Annotated in this window: 21 protein-coding genes; 15 read left to right on the top strand and 6 right to left on the bottom strand. The window is 38.4% G+C overall.

What is annotated here, in order from left to right; translation table 11 throughout:
- Positions 1-171 precede the first annotated feature (171 nt).
- Positions 172-348, bottom strand: a complete 177-nt coding sequence (locus MUB24_RS05630) for a hypothetical protein (protein WP_244702203.1) — start codon at positions 346-348, stop codon at positions 172-174.
- Positions 349-509: 161 nt separating this feature from the next.
- Here MUB24_RS05630 and MUB24_RS05625 point away from each other — a divergent pair, with 161 nt between their 5' ends.
- Positions 510-2,087: a hypothetical protein gene (locus MUB24_RS05625; RefSeq protein ID WP_244702201.1), complete on the top strand. Its 1,578-nt coding sequence runs from the start codon at positions 510-512 to the stop codon at positions 2,085-2,087.
- Here MUB24_RS05625 and MUB24_RS05620 read toward each other — a convergent pair.
- Positions 2,074-2,484, bottom strand: a complete 411-nt coding sequence (locus MUB24_RS05620) for a hypothetical protein (protein ID WP_396426697.1) — start codon at positions 2,482-2,484, stop codon at positions 2,074-2,076. The genes MUB24_RS05625 and MUB24_RS05620 overlap by 14 nt on opposite strands.
- A gap of 262 nt (positions 2,485-2,746) precedes the next feature.
- Here MUB24_RS05620 and MUB24_RS05615 point away from each other — a divergent pair, with 262 nt between their 5' ends.
- Positions 2,747-4,846, top strand: a complete 2,100-nt coding sequence (locus tag MUB24_RS05615; protein WP_244702198.1) for a hypothetical protein — start codon at positions 2,747-2,749, stop codon at positions 4,844-4,846.
- 72 nt (positions 4,847-4,918) lie between these two features.
- Here MUB24_RS05615 and yhfH read toward each other — a convergent pair whose 3' ends face one another.
- Positions 4,919-5,047 carry a protein YhfH gene (gene yhfH, locus MUB24_RS05610; RefSeq protein ID WP_244702196.1) on the bottom strand — a complete coding sequence of 43 codons (129 nt, stop codon included), beginning with the start codon at positions 5,045-5,047 and terminating at the stop codon, positions 4,919-4,921.
- A gap of 164 nt (positions 5,048-5,211) precedes the next feature.
- Between yhfH and MUB24_RS05605 the strand changes: the two genes are divergently transcribed.
- The 8 genes from MUB24_RS05605 to MUB24_RS05570 all read left to right on the top strand — a co-directional run bounded on the left by MUB24_RS05605 (position 5,212) and on the right by MUB24_RS05570 (position 13,846).
- Positions 5,212-5,946, top strand: coding sequence for an MBL fold metallo-hydrolase (locus tag MUB24_RS05605; protein WP_244702194.1), 735 nt, complete (start codon positions 5,212-5,214; stop codon positions 5,944-5,946).
- Positions 5,947-5,965: 19 nt separating this feature from the next.
- Positions 5,966-6,955: a lipoate--protein ligase gene (gene lplA, locus MUB24_RS05600; RefSeq protein ID WP_244702422.1), complete on the top strand. Its 990-nt coding sequence runs from the start codon at positions 5,966-5,968 to the stop codon at positions 6,953-6,955.
- 335 nt (positions 6,956-7,290) lie between these two features.
- Entirely contained in the window at positions 7,291-8,124 is an 834-nt protein-coding gene (locus MUB24_RS05595) for a metallophosphoesterase family protein (protein ID WP_244702192.1), read from the top strand.
- 66 nt (positions 8,125-8,190) lie between these two features.
- Complete coding sequence (locus MUB24_RS05590) at positions 8,191-9,483, top strand: ABC transporter substrate-binding protein (protein WP_244702190.1); 1,293 nt, start codon at positions 8,191-8,193, stop codon at positions 9,481-9,483.
- A 120-nt stretch (positions 9,484-9,603) separates the two neighbouring features.
- Positions 9,604-10,695 (top strand): ABC transporter ATP-binding protein, encoded by a 1,092-nt coding sequence (locus tag MUB24_RS05585; RefSeq protein WP_244702188.1) that lies wholly within the window; start codon positions 9,604-9,606, stop codon positions 10,693-10,695.
- Positions 10,692-11,561: a carbohydrate ABC transporter permease gene (locus MUB24_RS05580; RefSeq protein ID WP_244702186.1), complete on the top strand. Its 870-nt coding sequence runs from the start codon at positions 10,692-10,694 to the stop codon at positions 11,559-11,561. The genes MUB24_RS05585 and MUB24_RS05580 overlap by 4 nt, the downstream gene beginning before the upstream one ends.
- A 26-nt stretch (positions 11,562-11,587) precedes the next feature.
- Positions 11,588-12,406 (top strand): carbohydrate ABC transporter permease, encoded by an 819-nt coding sequence (locus tag MUB24_RS05575; RefSeq protein WP_396426698.1) that lies wholly within the window; start codon positions 11,588-11,590, stop codon positions 12,404-12,406.
- Between the two features lie 174 nt (positions 12,407-12,580).
- The gene (locus MUB24_RS05570) at positions 12,581-13,846 is read left to right on the top strand and encodes a M48 family metallopeptidase (protein WP_244702182.1); all 1,266 of its coding nucleotides are present in this window, start codon (positions 12,581-12,583) and stop codon (positions 13,844-13,846) included.
- A gap of 118 nt (positions 13,847-13,964) precedes the next feature.
- Here the strand turns inward: MUB24_RS05570 and MUB24_RS05565 are convergent, their stop codons facing one another.
- Positions 13,965-14,192 (bottom strand): IDEAL domain-containing protein, encoded by a 228-nt coding sequence (locus MUB24_RS05565; protein ID WP_244702180.1) that lies wholly within the window; start codon positions 14,190-14,192, stop codon positions 13,965-13,967.
- A 177-nt stretch (positions 14,193-14,369) separates the two neighbouring features.
- Here MUB24_RS05565 and MUB24_RS05560 point away from each other — a divergent pair, with 177 nt between their 5' ends.
- Positions 14,370-14,921 (top strand): competence protein ComK, encoded by a 552-nt coding sequence (locus MUB24_RS05560; RefSeq protein ID WP_244702179.1) that lies wholly within the window; start codon positions 14,370-14,372, stop codon positions 14,919-14,921.
- Positions 14,922-14,958: 37 nt separating this feature from the next.
- Here MUB24_RS05560 and MUB24_RS05555 read toward each other — a convergent pair whose 3' ends face one another.
- Positions 14,959-15,345 carry a YhjD family protein gene (locus tag MUB24_RS05555; protein WP_244702177.1) on the bottom strand — a complete coding sequence of 129 codons (387 nt, stop codon included), beginning with the start codon at positions 15,343-15,345 and terminating at the stop codon, positions 14,959-14,961.
- Positions 15,346-15,505: 160 nt separating this feature from the next.
- Here MUB24_RS05555 and MUB24_RS05550 point away from each other — a divergent pair, with 160 nt between their 5' ends.
- From MUB24_RS05550 to addA, 4 genes are all read left to right on the top strand, one after another.
- A complete protein-coding gene (locus tag MUB24_RS05550; RefSeq protein ID WP_244702176.1) occupies positions 15,506-17,491 on the top strand; it encodes a S9 family peptidase in 1,986 nt (661 codons plus the stop codon).
- Between the two features lie 254 nt (positions 17,492-17,745).
- The gene (locus tag MUB24_RS05545; RefSeq protein WP_244702174.1) at positions 17,746-18,354 is read left to right on the top strand and encodes a TVP38/TMEM64 family protein; all 609 of its coding nucleotides are present in this window, start codon (positions 17,746-17,748) and stop codon (positions 18,352-18,354) included.
- 183 nt (positions 18,355-18,537) lie between these two features.
- Entirely contained in the window at positions 18,538-22,041 is a 3,504-nt protein-coding gene (addB, locus tag MUB24_RS05540; protein ID WP_244702172.1) for a helicase-exonuclease AddAB subunit AddB, read from the top strand.
- Positions 22,019-25,765 carry a helicase-exonuclease AddAB subunit AddA gene (gene addA, locus MUB24_RS05535; protein ID WP_244702170.1) on the top strand — a complete coding sequence of 1,249 codons (3,747 nt, stop codon included), beginning with the start codon at positions 22,019-22,021 and terminating at the stop codon, positions 25,763-25,765. The genes addB and addA overlap by 23 nt, the downstream gene beginning before the upstream one ends.
- A 466-nt stretch (positions 25,766-26,231) precedes the next feature.
- On the opposite strand, the gene MUB24_RS05530 is transcribed toward addA, so the two are convergent.
- Positions 26,232-26,450 (bottom strand): spore germination protein, encoded by a 219-nt coding sequence (locus MUB24_RS05530; RefSeq protein WP_244702168.1) that lies wholly within the window; start codon positions 26,448-26,450, stop codon positions 26,232-26,234.

The following is a 26,450-nucleotide window of genomic DNA, read 5'->3' as shown; positions in this document are numbered from 1 at the left end:
ATGGCAAAAAGTAAGGTATTTTTCGTCTCACGAAGAATAAGAGTATAAGTAAATTTATAGGAAAAGAAGGGGAAATATCGTGGAAAAATGGCAAAATGACCATAAACAATGGGAGAAAGGAAGGGGATCTACCATTTTTAAGGGTACAGAGTGATGAAAGAATGAACTGGATTATAAGCCTCGCCTCTGCTGTTTCTTGCTTTGTGTTTCTTTCATTATATTCGTCTTAAGCTTTTTCATTTTATCTTGTTTTGGACCCGTCAGGCGGCGTACGATATAACTTATCACTTCTTCCACAATAACCAGGGTCAAGAATGGTACAATAATAAGTAAAATCCATTTCCACATATAAATCACCTCTAAGAACAGTAGAGTAGCTATCCAGATAAAACTAATTTTTCATCCATTTTATTTTCTTATTTTAACATGAAGTGGGAAAAGATACGCTATTTATTGATAATAAAAGAAATATTATAAAAATTAGTCCGTAATAAAGGGTGAGATATTTGGTGAAAAATAACAGTGTAAAAGATGTCATTAGCAATAATATGTATATGATAAAATTACTAGTTAAAGCTTCAAAATGGAGATTGCTTTTAGAAAGTTTGTTTTACACTTCAAAAGGTGTCATTCAAACCCTTATCTATGTTATTTTATTCGGAAGTATTATAAACGCTTTACAGGATGGATCTTCCTTTATGTATATCGCTATTTTTATAGGCGTGATTGCGATCATAACTTGTATTGCTTTATTTTTTCAATCATGGTTTACAGATGTGTTTTTAATGTATGATAACGCTGCGATTCAAAAGTACTTTACGAGAAATGTTTATCAGCATGCGGTGGAGCTTGATATAGAGAAATATGATGATCCTAAATTCTATGATCAATACATCCTCACCTTGGAGGAGGCACAAAATAGAGCGATCATTTTAGCGCAAACAGTGGCTCAATATATCGGTACGTTGATTACGGTTATTCTCTTACTAACAACCATTGTTGCCATTGATATAAATGTGCTTTGGTTTGTCGCTTTGCCACTGATACCGAGTCTTATCATCGGAAAGAAAAAGAATAAATGTTATTACGATTTGTATATGAATAATCTCAATCCCTCGCGAAAAACGGCTTATGTTAATCGGGTCATGTACCTTAGCAAATATGCAAAAGATATCCGCCTTACTAATATATTTAATCGTGTAATCAACACATATCATCGAAATATGGACAAAGTGATCGATCGAAAAATAGGTCGCATAGCCATGTTCTATGAGCCCAAAATGATGCCAAATCGAAAAATAGGTCGCATAGGCTTGTTCTATGAGCCCAAAACGGTGCCAAATCGAAAAATAGGTCGCATAGGCTTGTTTTATGAGCCTAAAATGATGTCAAATCGAAAAATAGGTCGCATAGCCATGTTCTATGAGCCCAAAATGATGCCAAATCGAAAAATAGGTCGCATAGGCATGTTCTATGAGCCCAAAATGATGCCAAATCGAAAAATAGGTCGCATAGCCTTGTTCTATGAGCCCAAAGTGGTGCCAAATCGAAAAATAGGTCCCATAGCCATGTTCTATGAGCCCAAAATGATGTCAAATCGAAAAATAGGTCGCATAGCCATGTTCTATGAGCCCAAATTGGTGCCAAATCGAAAAATAGGTCGCATAGCCATGTTCTATGAGCCCAAAATGGCGCCAAATCGAAAAATAGGTCGCATAGCCATGTTCTATGAGCCCAAAATGGTGCCAAATCGAAAAATAGGTCGCATAGGCTTGTTTTATGAGCCTAAAGTGATGTCAAATCGAAAAATAGGTCGCATAGCCATGTTCTATGAGCCTAAAACGGTGCCAAATCGAAAAATAGGTCGCATAGCCTTGTTTTATGAGCCCAAATTGGTACCAAATCGAAAAATAGGTCGCATAGGCCTGTTTTATGAGCCCAAAACGGTGACAAATCGAGAAATGGGTCCCATAGTCTTGTTTTATAAGCCCAAAATGGTGATAAATTGGAAAACATGTAACACAAAACCGGTATATAAGCTCGAAATCACGTGGAAGTGGGAAAGCCGGTTACCTAGAAGGAAGTGAATTTTGATTCAGTTAATGGCTTCACTAATACAACATTCAATTTATTCACCTTTCGACAGCCCTCCAAGTCTGTCTCACTCAATAGTCCTAAATCTAAAGCTGATTTTATTTTTTTCTCATCGGGCTTTTTTTGAATAAGTTCGTTGAGATGTAGGGATTCTAGTCTTTTGACGGTTTCTTCCTGCTCATATTTTTCCGCTGTACGAATTTGCCTCTGTAATTTATACTCCTCTATCGTTATTTCCCCTTTTTCGTACTGTCCAACGGATAGATCAAAATATTGATTAAATACCTTTTTTAGTTCACCTAGCTGTTGTTCAATTGCTTTTTTCTTCTGGTTTAGCTCATGAAAACGTACAAGCATTTCTTTTGTAATGAGTTGATCCACATTGGCCACGAACATCGCTCCATTCTAAATTGAATTCTATAAAATCATATGGGAGAGAAAGTAGAGATATTCCTTGTAGGAGACACTGGAGTGAAGTTTGATCTAACCACTAAATCTTTTTTCCTAGACCATGCAGGATGAGAAAAAGAAATGTCGTTCTTTTTACCCCAATTTTCCCGAAACAATCGATTATGCTTCTTTGATGGCGTATACTGAACGGTGTTTATTACAGCTCGATGTTGAAAGCGGAATTGTTTTAGGAGGTTTTACGGTGAAGAAGTTTTTACGAGTAATGGGAAAAATCATTTTCATCTTATTTACTGTATTTATAGCCTGTTCCTTACTGATTGTTGCAGGAATTTGGGGCTATCATAAATACCAAGATTATAAACTAGGAAAATATTTAAAAGCTTTACCAGAGGATCCAACGATTTCAACCGATATGATGGTTGAGTTACATGGGGATGAAAAAATTGGCGATCAAAAAATGACAATTCGAGAAAAAGTGGATGCCGGTTTAAATCCGTATGTCGCAGATACATCGGGGAATGGGATATCAGACTGGGATGCCATCCATACGTATCATACGGATCCGAAAAAGTTTTCAACCGCTGATGACGGAATAAGTGATTTAGCAAAAATAAAAGAAGGATTAGACCCCACAAAGCCGATTGATAAGGATTCAATTGAGAAATTTAACATTGTAGATGAAAATCTAGATGCAGCCATTCATACAAATGATTTAAATGCAAAATATTACACCTATATGGAACCGTATCATCAATCCGAGCTTAAAGAGATTTACCAACCCGTTCGAGAACCTGTGCAATTTTTTAATTATACAGGGGAAGTAGAATTGAAGCTTCCGGAAGGAGTGAAAAATAAAAAGAAATTAAAAGCTTTTTATTTTGACTTTGATAAGGAAGATTTTGTTGAAATTAAAAAACAATATTTGAAAAATGATGCCATTTTTGCAACGATTAATGATTCATTTCCAGTCTATATCCTTGATCCTGATACATATGAAAGAATTGAAAAGTATTATTATTTCCGTGTGTCCGGGTTTCAATTTAGTCGAGCGATCGCAGGTTACGACCATAAAGTGTTTATCTTTAAGCGTGCCTGGCGTGATAGTGATCAATTTGTGGAAGATAAATATGAGGATGAGGAATATGGAGTTACAGAGTTATCGACTGGAACGATTGGGCCGATTTCCGCTGCTTTCTTAGATGGTGTATATGCTTTATTGGATAAAGTTTTTCAGCCGCTAGACGAGACAGATAATAATTGGTTGGCCCGCGCCCTTCTTGACTATGGGACCGTCATGGGAACCCCTGATTATGTAAAAAAATACTCAATGCCTTGGATTTTTGATGATGAATTTAATCAAGAAGAGGTATACTCTGCTAAAGTCATTGATACTGGCTTTCTTTCGAATGAAAATGCGTTCCGATTCGGCAATATGCTGACACCGCTTGGGAATGGTGGAATTTGTGCGGGAATCGTGCGTGTGATTGAACGTGTGTTTAATCATGAAGAGATCGAGAAGGAACTGAGCTATAAACCAGAAACAGTTAAATCATGGTTACGTGAGCATTTAGGGAGTAAAGAATATAAATCTTTATCTTATAATTTGGAACCGCACTGGGACTCATACACTTTTTTGAATGATGGTTATCTTTACGGTTATCGTTTCACTGATGAGGATATTTCTTATATTGGAAAAGAGACCTATATTGATGATTTCGTTATCGATCCGAGTAAAATTGATGAGCCGGATCGAACGCTTGTGAAAATGCTGGAAACACAGTGGATCTACGCCAATGAAGTAATTAATTATAAGACAAAACCCTATGATTCTTCGAATATCACAATTTTGGATCAAGTGGAAGATGCTTTAGCAAACGGAAAAACCTTATATGCTTCTTTGCACAAGGGTTCAGGGGGGCACGCCGTCAATATTTATAAAATGGAGTATGATGAATTTGATCCCAATCTGATTCGATTGTATGCCTATGATTCTAATTTTCCGTATGGACGGTTAAAGCAAGAGAAAAAACGAGAACTTTTTATGAATATCTATAAGAAAAAACGGAAAACCGAAGATGGAGTAGAGGAATATTTTCAATTTGACTATACACCTTTTCCAAGTCAGCGAAAGAATTATTCATATAATAATGTAGAAAAGGATCATGAAATCCGCTTTTTTGTGAACGACAAGGCATTACAGGAAAATAAGAAAAGCGCAAGCGCCTTGTTCAGCCCCGACAAGCAAATGTTCCTGAACCTAGGAAGGGCGATCTTTCCCTTCATAGGTTCAGGGTTATTTGACCTCGAGGGGCTAGGCGCTGGAGCTAGATCCAAACATTAGCCAATTTTTATGCTTTCTTACCTTTTAAGAAAAACCGCCTTCTGTGAATAGGCTTCACGGAAGGCGGTTTTTTTACCCGACTGAATTGCATTGATCACATAAATTTCCATAACATTCATGCTGTTCTTCGATTGGCTCACCACATTCAGCACATTTTTTTGGAGGCAAGTCTTTAAAAAATTCTACGATGCTTTGAATCATTTTTCTTTTCTCCCTTCGCTTGTTGTAGTACTGCTTTATGTTTGATTTATTGTATTATAACAGTTGAGGATTTGTCAACAATAATTTAAAAACATGAAAAAATCGTTAAAATAAAGTATAGTTAATTTGATCGACAACCTTTCATAATAAGGAGTTGGTGAGCCGTGGAATTAACTGTGATCGGACATTGGGGTGGTTTTCCGAAAGTGGGGGAGGCCAGTACAGGTTATTTGCTGGAGCATGAAGGATTTAAGCTTTTGATTGACTGTGGGAGTGCTGTATTATCACAGTTACAATATTATGTAAAACCAACGGAATTACATGCGGTCATTCTTTCGCATTATCATCCTGATCATGTGGCAGATATTGGGGTCTTACAGCATGCTTTATTGATTGGAAAATATACAGAAGGATTTTCCGGAAATTTACCTATTTATGGTCATCAAGAAGATCAAGCGGGTTTTGCAGCTTTAACGTATAAAAATGTAACAACGGGGATTTCCTATAAAGGGGATGAATCGATACATATTGGTCCATTTCAGATTGAATTTATCAAGACGCTTCACCCGGTTCCTTGTTATGCCATGCGACTAACAGCAGGAGGAAGGACGCTTGTTTATACAGCGGATACCGCCTATTTTTCTGATTTAGTGGCTTTTGCTCGTGAGGCTGATTTGTTATTATGCGAATCGAATTATTATAAGGACATGAAAAAGTCAGCGGTTAATCATATGACCAGTGATCAAGCGGGACAATTAGCTAAAGCAGCTAATATAAAGAATTTAGTTCTGACCCATTTACCCCATTTTGGGGACCATGAACAATTAGTTTCTGAGGCAAAGGAAGAGTATGCGGGAGAAATCACCTTAGCTTTATCTGGATTAAAAATAACAATTTAAATGTGGAGGTTTTTTTATGATGTTATTTATTGATAATCAGGGTATCACAGATCCCCGTATCAATTTAGCGATAGAAGAGTATGCGTTGAAACATTTGGATATTAATCAAGATTATTTGTTGTTTTATATTAATGAGCCTTCAATCATTATCGGGAAGAATCAAAATACGATTGAGGAGATCAATACTGATTATGTGGAGAAAAACGGTATTCATGTTGTCCGCAGGTTGTCTGGGGGCGGGGCGGTCTATCATGATCTTGGAAATTTAAACTTTAGCTTTATTACAAAGGATGAAGGCGACAGTTTCTTGAATTTTAAAAAGTTCACCGAACCCGTGGTCAAGGCACTGAAGAAGTTAGGCGTTCAAGCGGAGATGAAGGGACGGAATGACCTTGTCGTAGGGGAACGGAAAATTTCGGGAAACGCTCAATTTTCTACTCGTGGAAGAATGTTTAGCCATGGCACCTTAATGTTTGATTCCGAAATTGAAAATGTTGTTTCAGCCCTTAAAGTGAGAAAAGATAAAATTGAATCAAAAGGAATTAAATCGATTCGCAGTAGGGTTGCCAATATTTCGGAGTTTATGGGAGAAAGGATTTCGACCGAAGAATTTAAGGACATATTATTGCGTAATATTTTCGAAGATGTTTCTCCTATTCCAGAATATACATTAACGGCAGCGGATTGGGATAAAATTCACCAAATTTCTAAAGAGCGATACCAAAATTGGGATTGGAATTACGGGAAATCACCGGAGTTTAATTTACAGTTTTCTCATCGTTTTCCGGTCGGGTTAATTGAGTTTCGCTTAAATGTTCAAAAAGGTCAAATTACCCAATGTAAAATATTCGGCGACTTCTTTGGCGTTGGGGATGTTGAAGAGATTGAAAAAAGATTAACAGGAATTCGCTATGAGCGCTCCGAAATTGCCCGTGCCTTAGAACAAATGGATATCCCACATTACTTTGGAAATGTGACTCAGAATGAAATTATGGAATTGCTTTATTAATCGATTGTCCTGTCTTATCGTGATAAAGAAATAACCCCTTAAGGGCATTTGAATGAAGGTGTAAATTGGCGTGATGTATACCACGCCAATTTTTTTATGCTTTCTTTTAAAAAAGGCGAACTTAATACCCCTTCCAAAATCCCTTTTTAAAAAGGGAACTGCAGTTTTGAATTTTGTTATTTTCAAAACTACAGCTTGTATTCTAGTGTTGTATATACTTTTTGCACTTTAAACAATGCTGTAAGCTCATTTTACGCATCTTTTACACTGCCTTCACTTTCGATTAATATTCAAAGGTTATGATGTAGATAAATAAGAATAAGGAGATGATTGTTATGAGGATTGCGTTAATTGGTGATTTACATTATCCATCAATGATTGGTCAAAGGAAGGATGTTAAGGAAGCAAGGGATAAATTTTACACGAGTTTTATCCATTCTTTCTTTGAAATTGAGGCAGATTATTATGTTTCTATCGGGGATTTGACCAACTTTGGAATGGAAGATGAATTGCGCGAAGTTTATCAAATTATTCGCAAGTATCATAAAAACTTTATTCATACCCTTGGTAATCATGATTTATACGGTATTCCTCGTGAAGAAGTTTTAAACATTTCCGATATCGAACAGAATATTTCCATGGAAACCGACCTAGCTCATCTTATCTTCTTAGAAACAGCACGCGACCATAATGATGAAGACTACAGTGGTTACTTAAGCGATGACCAATTAGCGTGGCTAGAAGAGCAAATCATACAAAGTGGGGAAAAACTTGTTCTTATCTTTGCTCATCATCCGGTTTACAATACGACGGCAAGATCAAATTTTCCATACCTCTCTATCGTACCTGAAGTCCCAATCCAGGATATTTTACGTAAGAAGAGAGGAAATGGAATGTATGTGAATGGGCATAACCATATCGATTCGATCGAAACAATTGATAATTGGACCTATATTCAAGCTGGTTCTATTCTTGATGATCCAAGCATTCGTATATTGGAAATAAATCAAGACGAAATTTCGATTAAAGCAATAAATGTAGGAAATCCGGAATTAAAAAAACAAAGCCAAATGATTGGGTCGGCTATTCATCACTTCCAATTCAATCCATACGGGATTGGTACCACATCAAATCGAGAAAAGGTAATCAAACAAGTTAGATATAGTTAGTTTCATGATGAGCTATTTCTATTAATAGATAACTAGATTGGAAGAAGAAAAATTGGAGGGATGAACATGAGAAGGTTCTCTTATTTGGTACTACTTACAATGATTGTCCTCACTTTAGCAGCATGTGGAAATGGGAAGGCTGCTAGTTCAAAAGCTAAATCTGATAAAGATGGTCCAATTGAACTTACATACTGGTATGCCTGGGGAGATAAAATTGGGGAAAATAATGAAAATCTCGTCAAACAATTCAACGAAATGCAAGATGAAATCCATGTTACGGCAGAATTTCAAGGTAACTATGATGAATTACATTCGAAAATACAGGCAGCATTTGCAGCTAAAAACCCACCAGATGTAACAATGAACGAAATTTCTTATATTGAAACATTTGCAAAAAGTGGGATGACACAAGAATTAACTCCTTTTGTAGAGCAAGATCCGAAAGGAATTAATATGGATGACTTTAACCCAGGATTAATGGGGAACTCTTATGTAGATGAAAAATTATATGGGCTTCCCTACTTAAGAAGTACCCCTATTGTATATATAAATAAAACACTTTTTGACGAAAAAGGAATAGATCCACAATCCATTCAAACATGGGAAGACTTCAAAGAAACAGCTGAAAAATTGACAGATGACAAACATATTGGTATTTCGATGCCTGTGGATATTTGGTTCTATGAGGCATTTGTTGCCCAAGCAGGTGGAGAAATGATCAATAAAGATGGCGAAATGGCGTTTCATGAAGCAGGTGGGGTAGAAGCACTAAATCTGTGGAAGGAAATGGTGATAAATGGAACGATGCGAGTTCCGGGTGGGGAACCACAACAAGCAGCTGATATGGCAAGACAGGATTTTGCTAATGGTCGGACTGGAATGTTTTTCTCTTCTACTGCTGACCTAACATTAATGTTGCAATTAGCGGAAGAAAACGGCTATGAATTAGAAACGATCATGTTCCCAGAAAATAAGGAGCGCAAAGTACCAACTGGCGGAGCGAACTTTGTCATGATTGCTGGATTAGAGGAGGAAAAACAACAAGCTGCATGGGAATTCATTAAATTTATGACTGCTCCAGAACAAGCCGCTTACTCTAGTGCATATACCGGCTATTTACCAAGCAGACTTTCCGCCGGAGAATCGGAGACAATGCAGGAGCTGTATAAAGAAAAACCACAATTTAAAGTAGCAGTAGATCAATTACAATATGGGAATGCACGTCCAATGATTAAGGGATATCCTGAAGTGCAAAAGATTCTCATCGAAGAAATTCAACGATTAATGCTCGATACAAGCCTTGATGCACAAGATGTACTGGATCAAGCTGTAGAACGTGCCACAAGTGCAATTCAATAAATGATTTTCGCACCTATGAACGTGACATATCACGTTCATAGGAGTAAAAGTGAAACTTCATTCAGAGGGGTCTTACTGTGAGTTCATTCGAGATAAATTTTTAAGCTAAGGAGTTTGATCATGGCTAAAATACAATTGAAAAACGTATCCAAAGCGTATGGGGATCATAACAAGGTAATTGAAAATATGAACTTGGAAATTCAAGACGGTTCTTTTACCGTTTTAGTTGGTCCATCTGGTTGTGGAAAATCAACGACATTAAGAATCATTGCTGGACTTGAGGAAGTAACAGATGGTGAAGTTTGGATCGGCAATCAGCTTGTTAATGATGTGGCACCCGGTAAAAGAGGAGTCTCCATGGTTTTTCAAAACTATGCATTGTACCCAACCATGACGGTACGTGGAAATATTGAATTTGGTTTGGAAAATATGAAAATACCAAAAGCTGAACGAAAGAAGATGGTAGAGGAAATTGCGGAGACGGTGGACCTTACGGATTATTTGGATAAGAAACCGCAAAACTTATCGGGTGGTCAACGTCAACGTGTTGCTTTAGCACGGGCGATGGTGAAAAAGCCAAATGTATTTATTTTTGATGAGCCTTTATCCAATTTAGATGCTAAGTTACGGGGACAGATGCGGACGGAGTTAATACAATTACACAAACGATTAGGAACGACATTTATTTATGTTACTCATGATCAAATGGAAGCCATGTCCATGGGGGATGAAATTGTTATTTTAAATAAAGGACAAATGATGCAGCAAGCTGCACCAATGGAAGTGTATCATAATCCAGCGAATCAGTTCGTTGCGAAATTTATTGGTACACCAGCGATGAACGTTCTACCGATTGCAATGGTAGAAGGAAAACTCGGAAAAATAATCGATAAGAATATTTTTTATGTTGGCTTCCGTCCAGAACATGCAAAAATTCAAATGACGGATCTGTCAACATTTGGACTCCATCTCTCTTGTAACGTGATGACAATGGAAACCCTTGGCTCTGAAACCTTATATTTATTGAATAGTGAAGTGGGGCAATTTCAAGTGAAAAGCTACCTTCCCCCATTAATAGATACGGAGAAAGTGCATGTCACCATTCCAGCGGAGAAATTGTACTACTTTGATGAACGAGGGAACCGTATTTACTTAAAAAAGCTTCCTTTTGAAAGGTTGGGTGAAGTGGTAAAAGGAGGAGTCCTCCTATGAATTCAGGTAAGTGGCGCCCATATCTTTTTATTGCTCCAACCTTCCTTGTTTTTCTTGTGTTTTTTATTCAACCGATTGTGTATATGTTTTATTTGAGCTTTCATGATTGGAATTTTATTAGTCCGGATAAAACATTTGTTGGCCTGAAGAATTTTAAGGCATTGTTAGCTGATCCAATGTTTTTACAGGTTATCAGAAATACGTTCGTTTATACGTTCTTCACAGTGCTATTTTCCATTAGTATGGCTCTTCTCCTATCCATATGGTTGAACAAGCAAGGGAGGATGTACCGTTTTGCACAAGGAGCGGTTTTTACCCCACATATCATCTCTCTTGTTTCGATTGCGATGCTCTGGATGTGGATTATGGATGCCGACTATGGATTATTAAACTGGTTTTTGAGTTTGTTTGGGATTGGGAAGATCCCTTGGTTAACTAATCCAGACACGGCTTTGGCATCACTGATTATGATCGCGATTTGGAAAAATATCGGCTATTATACGTTGATCATTATTGCAGGATTGCAAAGTATACCAAAACATTTATATGAAGCGGCAGCCTTGGACCAAACGCCGAAATGGAAAAGATTTATCAAAATTACCATGCCTATGCTGTCGCCAAGTTTATTTTTTTTAACGATTATCGGGGTTCTGGATTCCATTAAAGTATTTGAAACGATAAGCATCATTACAAAGGGAGGACCACTAAATTCCACGAATACACTTGTTTATTACATATATGAAAATGGCTTTGCTTTCTTTAAAATTGGCTATGCGTCAGCAGCTGGTGTTATTTTGCTACTTATTTTAAGTGTATTAACGTTAATATATTTTAAAGTGTTAGGGAAAAGAGTTCATTATCAATAAAATAGAAGGAGATGCCTATGTTGAAAATGTCCATGCCTGTTAAAATATGGAATATAATCTGCTTACTAATGGTCATAGCTATCTTTGCTATGCCGTTTGTCTGGATGGTTTCTACAAGTTTAAAAACGCTTGGAGAGACGATGGTTTTTCCCCCGAAATGGATTCCAAATCAACTAATATGGGAAAACTTTACCGATGCTTGGAACTCAGGTCCATTTCTTCAATATTTTATCAATAGCATAGCAGTATCTGTCGGGATTTTAATTCTCCAATTCATTACAGTCATTCCCGCTGCATATGCGTTTGCAAGATATGAATTTCGTTTCAAAGGTGTCTTGTTTAGTATCGTTATGGTGACAATGATGATCCCTGCTCAGCTTATTTTTCTACCAGTATTTTTAAATTTAAGTAACTTAGGCATTCTCGATACATTATGGGGACTGATTCTACCTTTTGCTACCAGTGCTTTTGGCATCTTTATGTTAAGGCAGACATTTAAGCAGGTTCCTGAAGAATTGCTAGAGGCCGCCCGGCTAGATCATACGCCGGAGTTCAAAATTATGTTGAGAATTATGGTACCGATGGCCAAACCAACGTTGATTACACTTGGACTTTTTAATTTTATTACACATTGGAATGATTATTTCTGGCCGCTCGTTATGACGACGACAGAGACTGCACGCACGCTTCCAGTTGGAATTGCGCAATTGCGCCAAGTCGATGGCGGGGTTGCATGGAATATATTAATGGCGGGAAACGTCATACTCGTTATTCCTATTCTAATTATCTTCTTCTTTGCCCAGCGCCATATCATTCGAGCATTTACGTATACAGGTGTTAAATAATCCTTGGAGCAAAGGTGCTGGCAGTTGTATGGGGCAGGATTGTGATTCTTAGTTTATCTGCTTATTTTCTCTAGAGAAAAAATATATACGAAATACCCGTAAAAAAAGTCGCATAGTTCTAAATGAAGAAAAAAATTCTACATATAATAAGAGATGGACAAGGGGGGAAAGATGATGATTCGAAAATGGGCTTTCCGTGCCATTGTTTTGTATCTCTTATTCGGAGTGGCGATGTATGCCTATTTATTTTTTTTCGCGAACTCTTCGATTCCGGAGGCACTTCGTGGAACAGTAGTTGACCCAGCAACCTTTTTAAATGATCGAGAATTAATGTTAAGCGAAGATTATTCTAGAATTCGCAACTTCTTATTTTTTTTAGCAACACCTTATGAATGGCTTTTTTATTTTCTCATTTTGATTTTTGGGGTATCGGCTACATTTGAGCGATGGGCAAACCATACCTCTAAATTTTTCATTATTCGATCGGCTGTTTATTTGTTTTGGCTGTCCTTGGTTTCGTTTATAATCATGTTCCCATTAAGTTATTTATCCTTTACCATTTCGAAATCCTACCATATATCCACGCAAACTTTTTCTAGTTGGATGAAAGATAATCTGATTGATTTTTGGGTGAATTATGGGACGATGTTTGTTGTCATTACAGTCTTATATTTTTTGATCAGAAAATTTCCAAAGCGCTGGTGGCTTGCCGCTTGGGGACTAATGATCCCCTTTTCAATTTTCATGATGTTTGTTCAACCAGTCCTCATTGATCCACTATACAATGATTTTTATCCATTGAAGGATAAAGAACTTGAAGCCAAAATTTTGGCCATGGCGGATCAAGCGAATATCCCGGCTGAACATGTATATGAAGTGGATATGTCGACGAAAACAAATTCATTGAATGCATATGTAACAGGGATAGGGGCGAATTCTCGGATTGTTCTATGGGATACCACATTAGAACGGTTGAGTGATGAAGAGATATTATTTATCATGGCTCATGAAATGGGGCATTATGTTGAAAAGCATATTTACATCGGAATGGCCGGTTATATCTTATTATCCTTGGTAGGACTTTGGTTGACAGCTAAGATTATGGAGCGCTGGACTGCGAAACAATCAAAGGATTGGAAAGTGGAGAAAATGAGCAATCTCAGTTCATTACCAGCTTTTCTGTTGATTACCTCTGTGCTTTTATTTGCAGCGAGTCCGCTTACGAATATGGTATCACGGTATCAGGAGTCGAGGGCAGACACATACGCGATTGAAATGACAAAGGATAAAGAGGCAGGGATCAAGTCCTTCCAAAGTCTGACGAAAGCAGGACTGAGCCAAGTAAATCCTCCGTATCTGGTGAAAATATTCCGTTATGGACATCCGACCATGCTAGAACGGATTAAAAAGATTGAAGACTATGATCTGAAAAACGAATAAACAGTCCAAAAAAGATCCTCTTTGCAAAATAAGGAGGATTTTTTATGCTTTAGGAAACCATAAAATTTTTGGCTTGCGCTTTTGTTCTTAAACAAAAAAATCCCCTTTAAAAGGGGAGTTAATATCCAACAAGATCGTTCAATTCTTTCGATAACCTTTTGAAGGCTTTTCTATCATTCTGATCAAGCGCTTGATCAATGGCTGCCCGAAGCTCTCGTTCGTGCCTTTGCTGCAAAAGGTCATTTAAAAGGAATTCAACATACCATTGCATTTCTTGAGTATTATTTTTGTTCTGTGTCATCGTATATTCTTTTAGCAGCTCTTGGTAAGATTTTCTTTTTTCCATTGCTGATCACCTCTGACACTTTTTTTAATTATAACGAATTAAGAAATAAAAATCAATGAATAGTAAGAATTTTCGGATGTAAAATCTTGGATTTTTCCTTATTGGATTATTTTGACAAACTATGACATTTGATCTATACTGGGATGTGAGTTAAATCCCGCATGGAGGAGGAAAAGCATGGAAAAAGAACTAATAGAAGAATATATCATTAATCCATTTACCCTGATGATCAGACCAATGGCATGGGAAGGACAAATTATTTCAGAAATTATTGATTGGGAAGAGACGTATTTTTCAATGGAACAGCCATTGAATATTATTAAACGAAATTGCGGGTATTACGGCTGCGATTATAACGGACGTCGAAATGGCACAAGACAATTAACCAATATTACCCACAAGGCACCTATCCTCTTAGAATCACACACACCCATTTACTTTTTCCCAACAAAGTCACCACTACATGAACAATGCATTTGGGTTGCTCATGATCTAGTAATTACTTATCAAAAAGGGAAAGCTGCAACGACCATTGTGGAGTTTGAGAATAATCAAAAATATGAGCTGCCTATTTCCAATAATTCCTTTCATTCCCAAATGTCTCGGACAGCTACGCTGAGAATTGAATATCAAAAAAGCCTTGACAGGATTGAAATGTACAATCATTTAAAGCAGGCTTTTATTCTGAAAGTTACGGAAAACAAGCGACTTTATAGACCATATAAATAGAAAAGCAGTGATCCTGTAGAATAACGGAAGGGAGCGTTTAAGCGTTTTCCTTCCTTGTTTGTGATTGAAATCTTTTCTCCAGCATATAATGCTCCATTAATTCTTCTGTTTTGGTACGTAACCTAGGATTGAAATAATTATGAAGTTCCTCATATCCTTTATAAAGAAAGAGATACATCGTAAAAGCCTCATCTGATTTTAAACGTTGCACTTTGATTTTGTTTTGTTGCATATAATATTTCGCTTTTGCTAAATCCTTCTGGATATCTGTCATTGTTTTTTCAATTAGTCTTATATACGGGTTTTTTAACTTAAAAGGGGCTTTCTCTATAAACTGTACATCACGTTGTAATACCGTAAGCAACATGGGCAAATAAATGGCCTGCTCGATCATCTCCAGATCATTTGGTGGAATCCTCGTCATCCTAAATCCTCCCTTTCGTTAAAAGAACGTGTGTTCTTGTATATTTTACACAGAAAAGAATCATTTGACAAGTAACAAATAATGGCAAAATATAGGAAGGGAAACTACCTGAGAATGTCGAATTTTTATTCAGAGCTTAAAAAATGAGGAGTGAATAAGGATGACTGCGAAAAAAGGAATGAGGCCAACTGATCTGTATGAATTAAAATCGGTAGCAGATCCAAGATTGTCACCTAGTGGGGATGAAGTGATCTATGTTGAGACACATATAGACAAAGATAAGGATGATTATGTTTCCAATCTTTTTTATATAGATTTAAAGGAAAAAGAGCCGGTACAATGGACATTTGGTGAGCACAAAACACATTCACCTGTTTGGTCACCGGATGGAAGCAAGCTTGCTTTTGTTTCTACACGTAGTGGTAAATCGCAAATTTACATTTTATCTAAAAAGGGTGGGGAGGCGAAGCAGGTCACTTTTTGTAAAAATGGTGCCACAAACCCTGTTTGGTCACCCTGTGGGAAAAAATTAGCTTTCTCAACGAAAATTGGGAAAGATGAAAGCATCCTTGATCGCCCTGAAGAAGAGGAAAAAGAGAAAGAATTAAGACCAATAGAAGTTGAAAAAATGAAATATAAATCAGATGCTGGCGGTTTTCTTGACCTTGATCAATTTTCACAGATTGCCCTGTTGAATCTGGAAACAAATGAGCTTCAACAATTGACAAACGGTTTCCACCATTTTAATTTGGGTACATGGTCTCCTGATGGAAAATATATTGCGTATACAGCTGATTTGTCTGCGGACACCGATTTTTCATTCACGAATGATATATACTTACTCGAATTCGCAACCAAGCAAACTAAAAAATTAACGGCCGGAACAGGGATGTTTTATCAAACATCCTGGTCGCCTAATAGTCGTTATCTGACCTTTCTAGGAAGTGAACGTGAATATGAAAATGCGACTCAAGCAAAATTATGGGTGTATGATTTAATGGAGGATACAAGAATTTGCCTGTCGGATGGTTTGGACGCACCAGTGGGAGATTTTATTGTTGGTGACTTTTTACAGGGGGTAGTTCCCCCAAGTGTCCAATGGCTAGAGGATAGCGAAAGTTTTTATTTCCAAGTGACCGATCATGGGAATACAATGATTTACTTTGGAAACATTTCTGGTGAGCTCTATCCAGTGGTTAATGATGATCAATATGTATATGGATTTTCTCTTGATTCGAAAAATGGCCAAGCCGTTGTCTGCATAAGCACCCCGACTGAACCGGGTGATCTGTATCATCTCCATTTACACTCTGGGAAAAAAGAGCGGCTTACAACGGTAAATGATAAGTTTTTAGCGACAAGAGAATTATCTCGGCCTGAGGCGATTGAGTTGGAAGGGAAAGATGGTTGGAAAGTCCATGGTTGGATTATGAAACCAGTCGGTTATCAAGAAGGAAAGAAATATCCAGCTATTTTAGAGATTCACGGTGGTCCCCATGCGATGTATGGGAATACGTATTTCAATGAATTTCAAACTCTTGCAGCGGAAGGGTTTGTGGTCATTTATGCAAATCCACGAGGAAGTCATGGATATGGGCAAAGATTTGTCAATGCGGTACGTGGAGATTATGGTGGCGGAGATTATGAGGATTTGATGGCTACTGTAGATTTTGCGCTTGATTCTTTTGATTATATCGATCAGGAACGCCTTGGTGTCACAGGCGGCAGCTATGGTGGGTTTATGACCAATTGGATTGTCGGGCATACTGATCGTTTTAAAGCGGCTATCACGCAAAGGTCGATATGTAATTGGATCAGCTTCTGTGGAGTGAGTGATATTGGTTATTATTTTACGAAGTGGCAAATTCTGGCTGATTTGAGTGATATAGAAAAATTATGGGCGCATTCCCCATTGAAATATGTAAACAATGTGAAGACACCTCTTTTAATTTTACATAGTGAAAAAGATTATCGCTGTCCAATTGAACAAGGAGAGCAATTATTTATTGCGTTGAAGCAGCGAGGAAAAGAAGTGAAGTTTATTCGTTTTCCAGAATCAAATCACGAATTATCACGGAGCGGTAAACCTGATTTTCGTATCCATCGTCTCGAATACATTCGAGACTGGTTTTTAAATTATTTGTAAGAAAAGCGCAGCAACACTGTCGACATGTCCGATGGACTCGCCGCGTGCGAGTCTCTCTGGGCAAGGAGCTAGAGCTAGATCCAGAAATTTCTTTCTTATTTTTTAAAAAAAGCAACCGAGAATCTTCGGCTGCTTTTTTTAGGAAAAGAGTCGAGTTTAGCCGATTTTGTGAAAGGTAGATAAAAATAGGAAAAAGAAGCTTATTTTATGATATAATTTTAAAAAATTTCGTCACAATGGATTGAGGAACAACTATGGACTTTCATTCGTTTAAAGACTGGTTTACATTGGAAAATATCATTGATTTAATCGATCAATATCGCTCATTCGGGCCGTTGCCAGGCATTTTATTGCCTTTACTGGAGGCGTTCCTGCCATTTCTACCCTTATTTCTTTTTGTTTTAGCAAATGCGAACGCTTTTGGATTAGGATGGGGTTTCCTCTTCTCATGGATAGGGGCATCTGCTGGGGCACTCCTTGTTTTTCTACTAGTAAGAAGATATGGAGATACGCGTTTATTTCGCTTTTTATTAAGAAGAAAAAAAGTCCAAAGCTTGACGTCATGGTTAGAACAAAGAGGATTTGGCCCATTGTTTCTATTATTGTGTTTCCCCTTTACTCCCTCTGCTGTTGTTAATATTGTTGCAGGGATATCGAAAATCAGTATTTATCAGTATATGTTAGCGATTATTGCTGGAAAAGCGGTTATGATTTTCACTTTAAGTTTTATTGGTCATGATATTGTTTCCTTAATTAAACAGCCTGTTCGGACAGGCATTGTGCTTGCGATTATTGTGATCTTTTGGTTTATTGGGAAGAAAATTGAGAATAAGATCAAAGAAAAAGTACAGGAACGAGGCTAAAAAATAGAGAATACGTTGATAGAATGACTAGCTTTTTTAGTAGGAATATATGTTCTTTATCTCTCCGACATGATATAATAAGGATCAAAGGTAGTTTGCGACAACAATCGCCACGCCTTTATGACCTGCGTCCTGCAGGTCTAAAGTTTTAAAAGCACTCCAGTAGGAAAGGAGTTGGGATTGATGTCTTTTCGCTTTGTGATTGGACGGTCTGGATCAGGGAAAACGACCTTATTTTTAAATGAAATGAAAGAGAAGCTGATGAACGAGCCGGTGGGCCATCCGATCTTATATATTGTTCCTGAACAGATGACCTTTTTATCAGAAAATCAGCTTATCCATACGCCGGGTCTTTCCGGAATGATTCGTACTCAAGTGTATAGTCTCACGAGACTGGCTTGGCGGGTTCTACAGGAAACGGGTGGAGCAGGGCGGAATCGTATCTCTAGCACAGGCATCAATATGCTCATTCGAAAAATTATTGAGGAGCATAAGGATGAGCTTAAACTGTTTAAAAAGGCATCAGACAAAGCAGGATTTATTCAACATCTTGAGACAATGATGACCGAATTTAAACATTATTGTATAGAACCCGAGAAATTGGCTGAGAAAAAAGCGGAATTCGCATTCGGTACCTCCACTCGAGTACTTGCGGATAAACTACATGATTTAGAACTTCTGTACAAAAAATTTGTACAAGGATTAGAAGGAAAGTACGTCGGTACGGATGATTATTTGAATTTACTGGCGGAATCTATTGAACATTCAAGTTATTTAAGAAATGCTGAAATTTACATAGATGGATTTCATAATTTCACTCCACAAGAATATCGGGTAATCGAAAAGCTAATGAGTCATTGCAAAAGAGTTTCGATCGCTCTTATGCTGGATCGTCCTTTTAAATATGGAACAATGCCAGATGACTTATATTTATTTCGAACGACAGGAGAAACCTATTCGCTTTTGTTCGAAATGGCACGTGAAAATGGTGTGCAAATGGAAGAAGACGTCTTTTTATACCATTCAAAAAGATTTGAAGAAGACAGTTTACAACATCTCCAACTCCAATTTGAGAAACGTCCACATCAACCATTTAACGAATGTCCAGCAATAGAATTAAAGATTGCCACCAACAGGCGGGCTGAAATGGAGGGGATCGCAAGAGAGATTCGTCGCCTTGTTATGGAAGAAGGATTTCGTTACAAGGATATTGCGATTCTTTTAAGAAATGAACATGACTACCAAGAAATGATTGAAACTGTTTTTTATGATTATGAGATTCCTTTTTTCCTTGATCAAAAAAGAACAATGTTAAACCATCCTTTGATTGAGTTGATTCGCAGTTCTTTAGAGGTAATCAGTAGCCATTGGCGTTATGAGCCTGTTTTCCGGGCTGTTAAAACGGATCTTTTATTTCCACAGGAACCTAATCTTCCGACATTGAGAGAACAAATGGATCGCCTTGAAAACTATTGCTTGGCCAATGGAATTAAAGGGGAGCAATGGACAAGTCCGCAAAAATGGACGTATAAACGCTATGCCGGGTTGGAACTAGAAAATGTACCGCAAACAGAGAGTGAAAAAGAAATAGAGGCAGAATTAAATCGTTCTCGTCTTCTCGTTGTCCAGCCATTACAAAGGCTATCCCGACGTTTAAAAACAGCTCAAAACGGACGAGAATTATGTGAAGCTGTTTATCTATTTTTGGAGGAACTTGACATTCCAAAAAAATTAGAAATACGGAGCATAGAGGCTGAAAAAAAGGGGGAATTGAATGCAGCGAAGGAACATGATCAAGCTTGGGATACGGTGATGGGTCTATTAGATGAATTTGTTGAAATCTTAGGGGAAGAATCCTTTTCCGTACCAAAGTTTATCTCTATATTGGAAGCCGGCTTAGAAGCGGCCAAGTTTTCTTTGATTCCTCCTGCTCTGGATCAGGTTTCAATTGCAAATATGGAACAATCGAGGCTTTCCAGTATTAAAGTTGCATTTGTTGCCGGTTTTAATGACGGTGTCCTACCAACTAATTTTGAAAATGAGGGTGTATTTTCCGATGAAGACCGGGTAAAGTTGGAAGAATCAGGACTAAAACTGGCACCAAATGGAAAACAGCTCGTCTTGGATGAGGATTTTGTCGCCTATCGAGCGCTTGTGATTGCTCGTAATCGACTTTATTTATCCTATCCGCTTGCCAATGAAGAAGGGAAAGCCTTACTTCCTTCTCCTTATCTGAAGAGAATTCAAGCTTTATTTCCCAAGATGACAACAAGTTATGAAGTGAATGAACCGACAGAGTTAGAGCTTGAGGAACAATTTTCTTATATCTCGCATCCGACAACAGCGATTGCCTATTTATCCAGGCAGTTACAAATGAAAAAAAGACAGTATCCTGTTGCCGATTATTGGTGGGATGTTTTTAATTTTTATATGGAACATCCGCAGCTCAAAATAAAAGCAAAGCGCATTTTATCCAGTCTATTTTCTAGGAATAAAGCGAAAAAACTATCGGATCAAACAAGCCGGGAATTATATGGAGAGGAAATATTAGCGAGTGTTTCAAGAATGGAATTATTCCATGCCTGTCCCTTTTCTCATTTTAGTACCCATGGTCTTCGCTTACATGAACGGGATATTTTCAGATTAGAGGCCCCCCATATAGGAGATTTATTCCATGCGGCCTTAAAATGGATTGCGACAGAAATAAAACATCAACACTTGGAGTGGGGCAGTCTAACCAATTCTGAATGTGCCAAACTTGCAAAGGAAGCGGTCAATCAATTAGCCCCTAAACTATTCAATCAAATCCTCTTGAGTACAAATCGTTATTTTTATATCAAGAGAAAATTGGAGCAAATTATTGCTAGAGCGACCTTTATTCTTGGCCAACATGCTAAGTCCAGCGGATTTAATCCAGTTGGGGTGGAATTGGGTTTTGGCCCCTTTAAAGACTTGCCTCCACTATCCTTTACGCTGAAAAATGGAACGAAGATGCAGCTCCAAGGACGAATCGACCGGGTGGACAAGGCAGAGGATGAAAATGGCGTTTACTTAAGGGTAATAGATTATAAATCTAGTTCAAGGGCACTGGATTTAAATGAAGTTCTTTACGGCTTATCCCTGCAAATGCTCACCTATTTAGATATTGTGATGACGCATGCACCTCTATTAATTGGGACAGATGCGACTCCAGCGGGAGTTCTTTATTTCCATGTTCATAATCCAATGGTGGAAAGCGAACAGAGCTTAACTTTGGATGAAATAGAAAAGGAAATTTTAAAGAAATTTAAAATGAAGGGGCTTCTCCTTGGTGATGCAAATGTCATCCAACTAATGGATACCACCTTGACTTCAGGGACATCAGAGGTTGTACCAGCAGGGATTAAAAAGGATGGAAACCTCACATCTAGATCGAGTGCAGCCAGCCGTGAAGACTTCAGTGCCTTGCAGCATTATGTAAGACAGCTTTATAAAAAATCGGGGGATCGGATTATGGATGGTCAAGTGGATATTTCCCCTTATCAGTTCAATGATAGGACACCTTGTCAGTTTTGTGCCTTTAAAGCTGTCTGTCAATTTGATCCATCACAAGGGGATAATGATTATCGGCATATCCCGAAACGATCAGTAGACGATGCCTTGGCGTTTATAAAGGAGGCGGCTTATGAAAACAAGCATTCCAATTAAGCCTAAATCTGTCACTTGGACAGATGATCAGTGGAAGGCGATTATGGCAAAAGGTCAGGATATTTTGGTTGCGGCAGCAGCGGGATCAGGGAAAACGGCTGTTCTTGTAGAACGGATTATTAGAAAAATAATAGCAGAGGAAGATCCTATCCATGTAGATCAGCTTCTCGTTGTGACCTTTACGAATGCTGCGGCGGCTGAAATGAGGCATCGGATCGGTGAAGCTTTGGAGAAAGCGATTGATCAAGATCCAACATCCACCCATTTGCGCAGACAATTGGGGTTATTGAATAGTGCTTCAATTTCAACCTTGCATTCATTTTGCCTTAATGTGGTCAGAAATCATTACTATTTAGTGGACATTGATCCCGGGTTTAGAATTGCGGACCAACCGGAAGCCGATCTTCTTCGCGATGAAGTGCTGGATGATCTGTTTGAGTATGAGTATGGGTTGGAAGGCAACGAACGTTTTTACCAGCTTGTCGATACATTTACAAATGACCGCAGTGATCATGCTTTGCAAGAGTTAGTCTTTAAATTATATGATTTTTCACGGTCTCATCCGAATCCTGATCAATGGCTAGATCAAATGGTTGAAATGTATGATTTACCAGATGATCGGTCTATAGATGAATTACCTTTTATTGGTGCCTTAAAGTTCGATATCCAGCTTCAGTTATCGGCTGCTAAAGAGATGCTCCACTCAGCATTGGAAATAGCCCATCTTCCTGGAGGCCCTTCCGCAAGAGTCGATAACTATCTTGCTGATCTGTTGATTGTCAAAGAGATGGAAGAAGCATACCTCCATGGTTGGGAAGACTTGTATCAAGTGATGAATCAATGGAAGTTTTCAAGAGCGAAACCATGTAAAGGAGATGAATATGACCCGCCATTAATCGAGGAAGCGGATCAGTATCGAAAAAAAGCCAAAAGCATGCTGGAAAAATTAAAAAAAGAACTTTTTTCCAGAAGACCGGACGCTTTTTTAAAAGATATGCGGGAAATGAAGGATGTTCTGAAAAGCTTAGTGGCATTAGTGAAAGCATTTGCTCACGCCTATTCCTTAAAAAAGACAGAAAAAGGACTTGTGGATTTTGCTGATTTAGAACATCTTTGTTTGGAAATTTTATTAGAGAAAAATGAGTTATCCATTACACCTTCCGAAATTGCTCTTTCTTATCGAAATCAATATAAAGAGGTCATGGTGGACGAATATCAAGATGTGAATTTGGTTCAGGAAACGATTCTTCGTCTCGTATCCAATGAGGGAGAGTATGGTGGAAATCTGTTTATGGTTGGGGATGTGAAGCAATCGATTTACCGTTTTCGCTTAGCAGAACCTAATCTTTTCCTTGATAAGTATTTACATTTCACTCCAACTGGAGAAGATTCTGGTTTACGTATTGATCTATCACGTAATTTCCGCAGCCGTAAAGAAGTTTTAGATGGGGTTAATTTTATTTTCAAACAAATTATGGGCTCAACGGTTGGAGAGATTGAATATAATCAAGCGGCAGAATTAGTCACAGGAGCAGCATACCCTGAGCTCGCTTCTAACCCTTATCCAGTGGAGATTGCCCTTGTAGATCGTTCAGATGAAGGAGAAGATCTCTCAGAAGAGGTGGAGGGATTTGATTCAAACGAGCTGGAACAATCCCGACTGGAAGCGCGCTTGCTGGCACAGAAAATACGCCAAATGGTGGATGAGCGAAAACCGGTTTATCACGTGAAATCGAAAACAGAAAAACCGATCCAGTATAAAGATATTGTGATTCTTGTTCGTTCCCTTGGCTGGGCGCCAGATCTTATGGAAGAATGTAAAAACGCTGGTATTCCTGTCTATGCGGATTTGTCAACAGGATATTTTGAAGCAACAGAGGTTTCGATTATGCTGTCATTGTTGAAAATGATTGATAATCCTGATCAGGACATTCCGCTTGCGGCTGTTCTCCGTTCTCCTATTATTGGATTAAATGAAGAAGAACTCGCCCATATACGCTTGCATTCGAGAAAAGGAAGCTATTATCATGCGGTGAAAGAATTTATCGCCTCATCGCCTAGTAAAGAGTTTACTGGGGCTCATGAACGAGTGACACAATTATTTGCTCAGTTGAATGAATGGAGAAATTCAGCGAGAGAAGGAGCTTTATCTTCGTTAATCTGGCAGTTATACCGTGATACAGGCTTTTATGAATTTGTTGGTGGACTTCCGGGGGGAAAACAGCGACAAGCAAACCTACGCGCTTTATATGACCGAGCTTGCCAATATGAGTTAACTTCTTTCCGGGGGTTATTTCGTTTTCTCATGTTTATCGAAAGGATGCAGGAGCGTGGAAATGATTTAGGAGCGGCTCGTACACTTGGAGAAGAAGAGGATGTCGTTCGTATAATGACGATCCATTCCAGTAAGGGATTGGAATTTCCGGTTGTTTTGGTAGGGGGAATCGGTAGGAAATTCAATAAAAGGGATATTCAAAGTAGCTTTCTATTTGATAAGGAATTTGGATTTGCAAGCAAATATGTGAACCCCGAAAAAAGAATTTCTTATCCTTCCTTACCTCAAATCGCTTTTAGAAAGAAGAAAAAAATGGAATTATTGGCTGAGGAAATGCGGGTTTTATATGTAGCGATGACGAGGGCAAAAGAAAAACTCTATCTTGTCGGCAGTGTGAAGAATTTTGAAAAAGAAGTAAAGAAATGGGCAAGAGTCAGCCAGACTCCAAACTGGCTGCTCCGGGATCATGACCGAGCTGCCGCCACCTCCTATTTGGACTGGATTGGAATGGCGCTTGCACGCCATGAGGAAGGCATGAATTTTCTAAGGGATATAGAGGGAATGCCGAATCCCACTCCTATCCAACATCCATCCCTTTGGAAAATAGAGGTTGTTTCTCAACAGGAGTTAGCGGAAGAATTAGTCGCTGAGGAGCCTATGGATGAGGATTGGTTAACGAGAGTACAGAGAGGGGAAACGATCCCTATTTCCTCACCGAAAAAGGAGGAGGTGTACAAAAGACTTCGTTGGAAATACCCGTATACTCTAGCCACAAGTAAAATGTCTAAGCAATCTGTGACAGAGTTAAAAAGGCTTTTTGAGATAAAGGATGAGGCAAGCGGGACTCAATGGATGAAACGAGCACAGAACATCCAGTATGATCGTCCCAAGTTTATGAAGAAAAAAGGTCAATTGTCATCAACGGAAGTTGGAACAGTCATGCATACAGTGATGCAACATATTCATCTGTCTCACCCACCCACCAACAAGTCCGTTCAACAGCTCTTAGATGAACTAGTAGGGAAAGAGATTCTTACGTTGGAACAAATAGAAGCTATTTCAAGTAATCAAATTGTTCATTTCTTTGAAAATGAATTAGGGAAGAAATTATTAACGGCAAGTAAGGTTTATCGAGAGGTTCCTTTTACAATGGGGATTCCAGCTCGAGAAATTTATACTGACTGGGATAGTCAAAATGAAAATATTCTTGTCCAAGGAATTATCGACTGTGTATGGGAAGATGAGAACGGCATTTCCCTTCTTGACTATAAAACAGACACCATTGAAGGCAAGTTCCCTGGTGGTTTTTCACAAGCGAAACATACACTTCTCCAACGTTATCAGGCTCAGTTAGTTTTATATGAACGTGCCCTCCGGAATATATGGGGGGTTCCTGTGAACGGCAAATATTTATATTTCTTTGATGGGGGCCATATCCTCTCTTTATAAAATAAGAAATCATAAAGTGAAACTTCATTCAGTGGGGGTTTTTTTCATCCCCCACTGAATGTTAGTTGAACGAATCGGGGATTTACTGGCAGTTGATCCCTCACTTGCAATACTTGTTTTCCCTCGAATTCTCAAAGTGGGGGTCTTACTGCCAGTTAATTCGGGATAACATTTGGCTGGTGTCGGATCTAGCTTAAGCGCCTAGCCTAGAGAGGCGTCCATCGGCGTGACGATTGTCGTCGCGCCGTTCTTCCTAGTTAAAGGCGCTTGCGCTTTTCTTATGAGGTAAGAAAGTATAAAAATTGGCTAATGTTTGGATCTAGCTCCAGCGCCCAGCGACTAGCAAACTTTCGGTGCCTGCTTGCGTAAGTCAACATCGATTCACCCTTCGGGTTCATCGTGTTTCCTTTATCTCGTCAGGCCCCTAAAAAGTTTGTACGTCGCTAAACGGGCGCTTGTGCTTTTCTTAATTATTCCCTACAGTGGGTTGATCAATTAAATTGGTATCGACCGTTCCGTTTGCACTTACTCCGTTTAAAACAGCTACTAATGCTCCTGAACTGTTGGAGCCGGATCCGGCTGTGGCTTTATTATTCGATTTAGGGGAGATGACGGCTGTATCCCCAAAATGCACCGTTCCACCTTCTACATTAAAAATTTGTACAGGACCGATTAAGGCAGGCAT

The sequence above is a fragment of the Lederbergia sp. NSJ-179 genome, assembly GCF_022867885.1.
Taxonomy (GTDB): domain Bacteria; phylum Bacillota; class Bacilli; order Bacillales; family Bacillaceae_C; genus Lederbergia.
Note: the sequence above shows the minus strand (reverse complement) of the source record. Positions and strands in the feature narration are given on the sequence as shown.

What these genes read in the sequence shown, in the direction of transcription:
- lplA (WP_244702422.1), top strand. Translation starts at nt 5,966, where the DNA reads ATGTTATTTATTGATAATCAGGGTATCACAGATCCCCGTATCAATTTA.
- MUB24_RS05595 (WP_244702192.1), top strand. Translation starts at nt 7,291, where the DNA reads ATGAGGATTGCGTTAATTGGTGATTTACATTATCCATCAATGATTGGT.
- addB (WP_244702172.1), top strand. Translation starts at nt 18,538, where the DNA reads ATGTCTTTTCGCTTTGTGATTGGACGGTCTGGATCAGGGAAAACGACC.
- MUB24_RS05580 (WP_244702186.1), top strand. Translation starts at nt 10,692, where the DNA reads ATGAATTCAGGTAAGTGGCGCCCATATCTTTTTATTGCTCCAACCTTC.
- addA (WP_244702170.1), top strand. Translation starts at nt 22,019, where the DNA reads ATGAAAACAAGCATTCCAATTAAGCCTAAATCTGTCACTTGGACAGAT.
- MUB24_RS05570 (WP_244702182.1), top strand. Translation starts at nt 12,581, where the DNA reads ATGATTCGAAAATGGGCTTTCCGTGCCATTGTTTTGTATCTCTTATTC.
- MUB24_RS05565 (WP_244702180.1), bottom strand. Translation starts at nt 14,192, where the DNA reads ATGGAAAAAAGAAAATCTTACCAAGAGCTGCTAAAAGAATATACGATG.
- yhfH (WP_244702196.1), bottom strand. Translation starts at nt 5,047, where the DNA reads ATGATTCAAAGCATCGTAGAATTTTTTAAAGACTTGCCTCCAAAAAAA.
- MUB24_RS05530 (WP_244702168.1), bottom strand. Translation starts at nt 26,450, where the DNA reads ATGCCTGCCTTAATCGGTCCTGTACAAATTTTTAATGTAGAAGGTGGA.
- MUB24_RS05630 (WP_244702203.1), bottom strand. Translation starts at nt 348, where the DNA reads ATGTGGAAATGGATTTTACTTATTATTGTACCATTCTTGACCCTGGTT.
- MUB24_RS05550 (WP_244702176.1), top strand. Translation starts at nt 15,506, where the DNA reads ATGACTGCGAAAAAAGGAATGAGGCCAACTGATCTGTATGAATTAAAA.
- MUB24_RS05545 (WP_244702174.1), top strand. Translation starts at nt 17,746, where the DNA reads ATGGACTTTCATTCGTTTAAAGACTGGTTTACATTGGAAAATATCATT.
- MUB24_RS05590 (WP_244702190.1), top strand. Translation starts at nt 8,191, where the DNA reads ATGAGAAGGTTCTCTTATTTGGTACTACTTACAATGATTGTCCTCACT.
- MUB24_RS05560 (WP_244702179.1), top strand. Translation starts at nt 14,370, where the DNA reads ATGGAAAAAGAACTAATAGAAGAATATATCATTAATCCATTTACCCTG.
- MUB24_RS05575 (WP_396426698.1), top strand. Translation starts at nt 11,588, where the DNA reads ATGTCCATGCCTGTTAAAATATGGAATATAATCTGCTTACTAATGGTC.
- MUB24_RS05555 (WP_244702177.1), bottom strand. Translation starts at nt 15,345, where the DNA reads ATGACGAGGATTCCACCAAATGATCTGGAGATGATCGAGCAGGCCATT.
- MUB24_RS05585 (WP_244702188.1), top strand. Translation starts at nt 9,604, where the DNA reads ATGGCTAAAATACAATTGAAAAACGTATCCAAAGCGTATGGGGATCAT.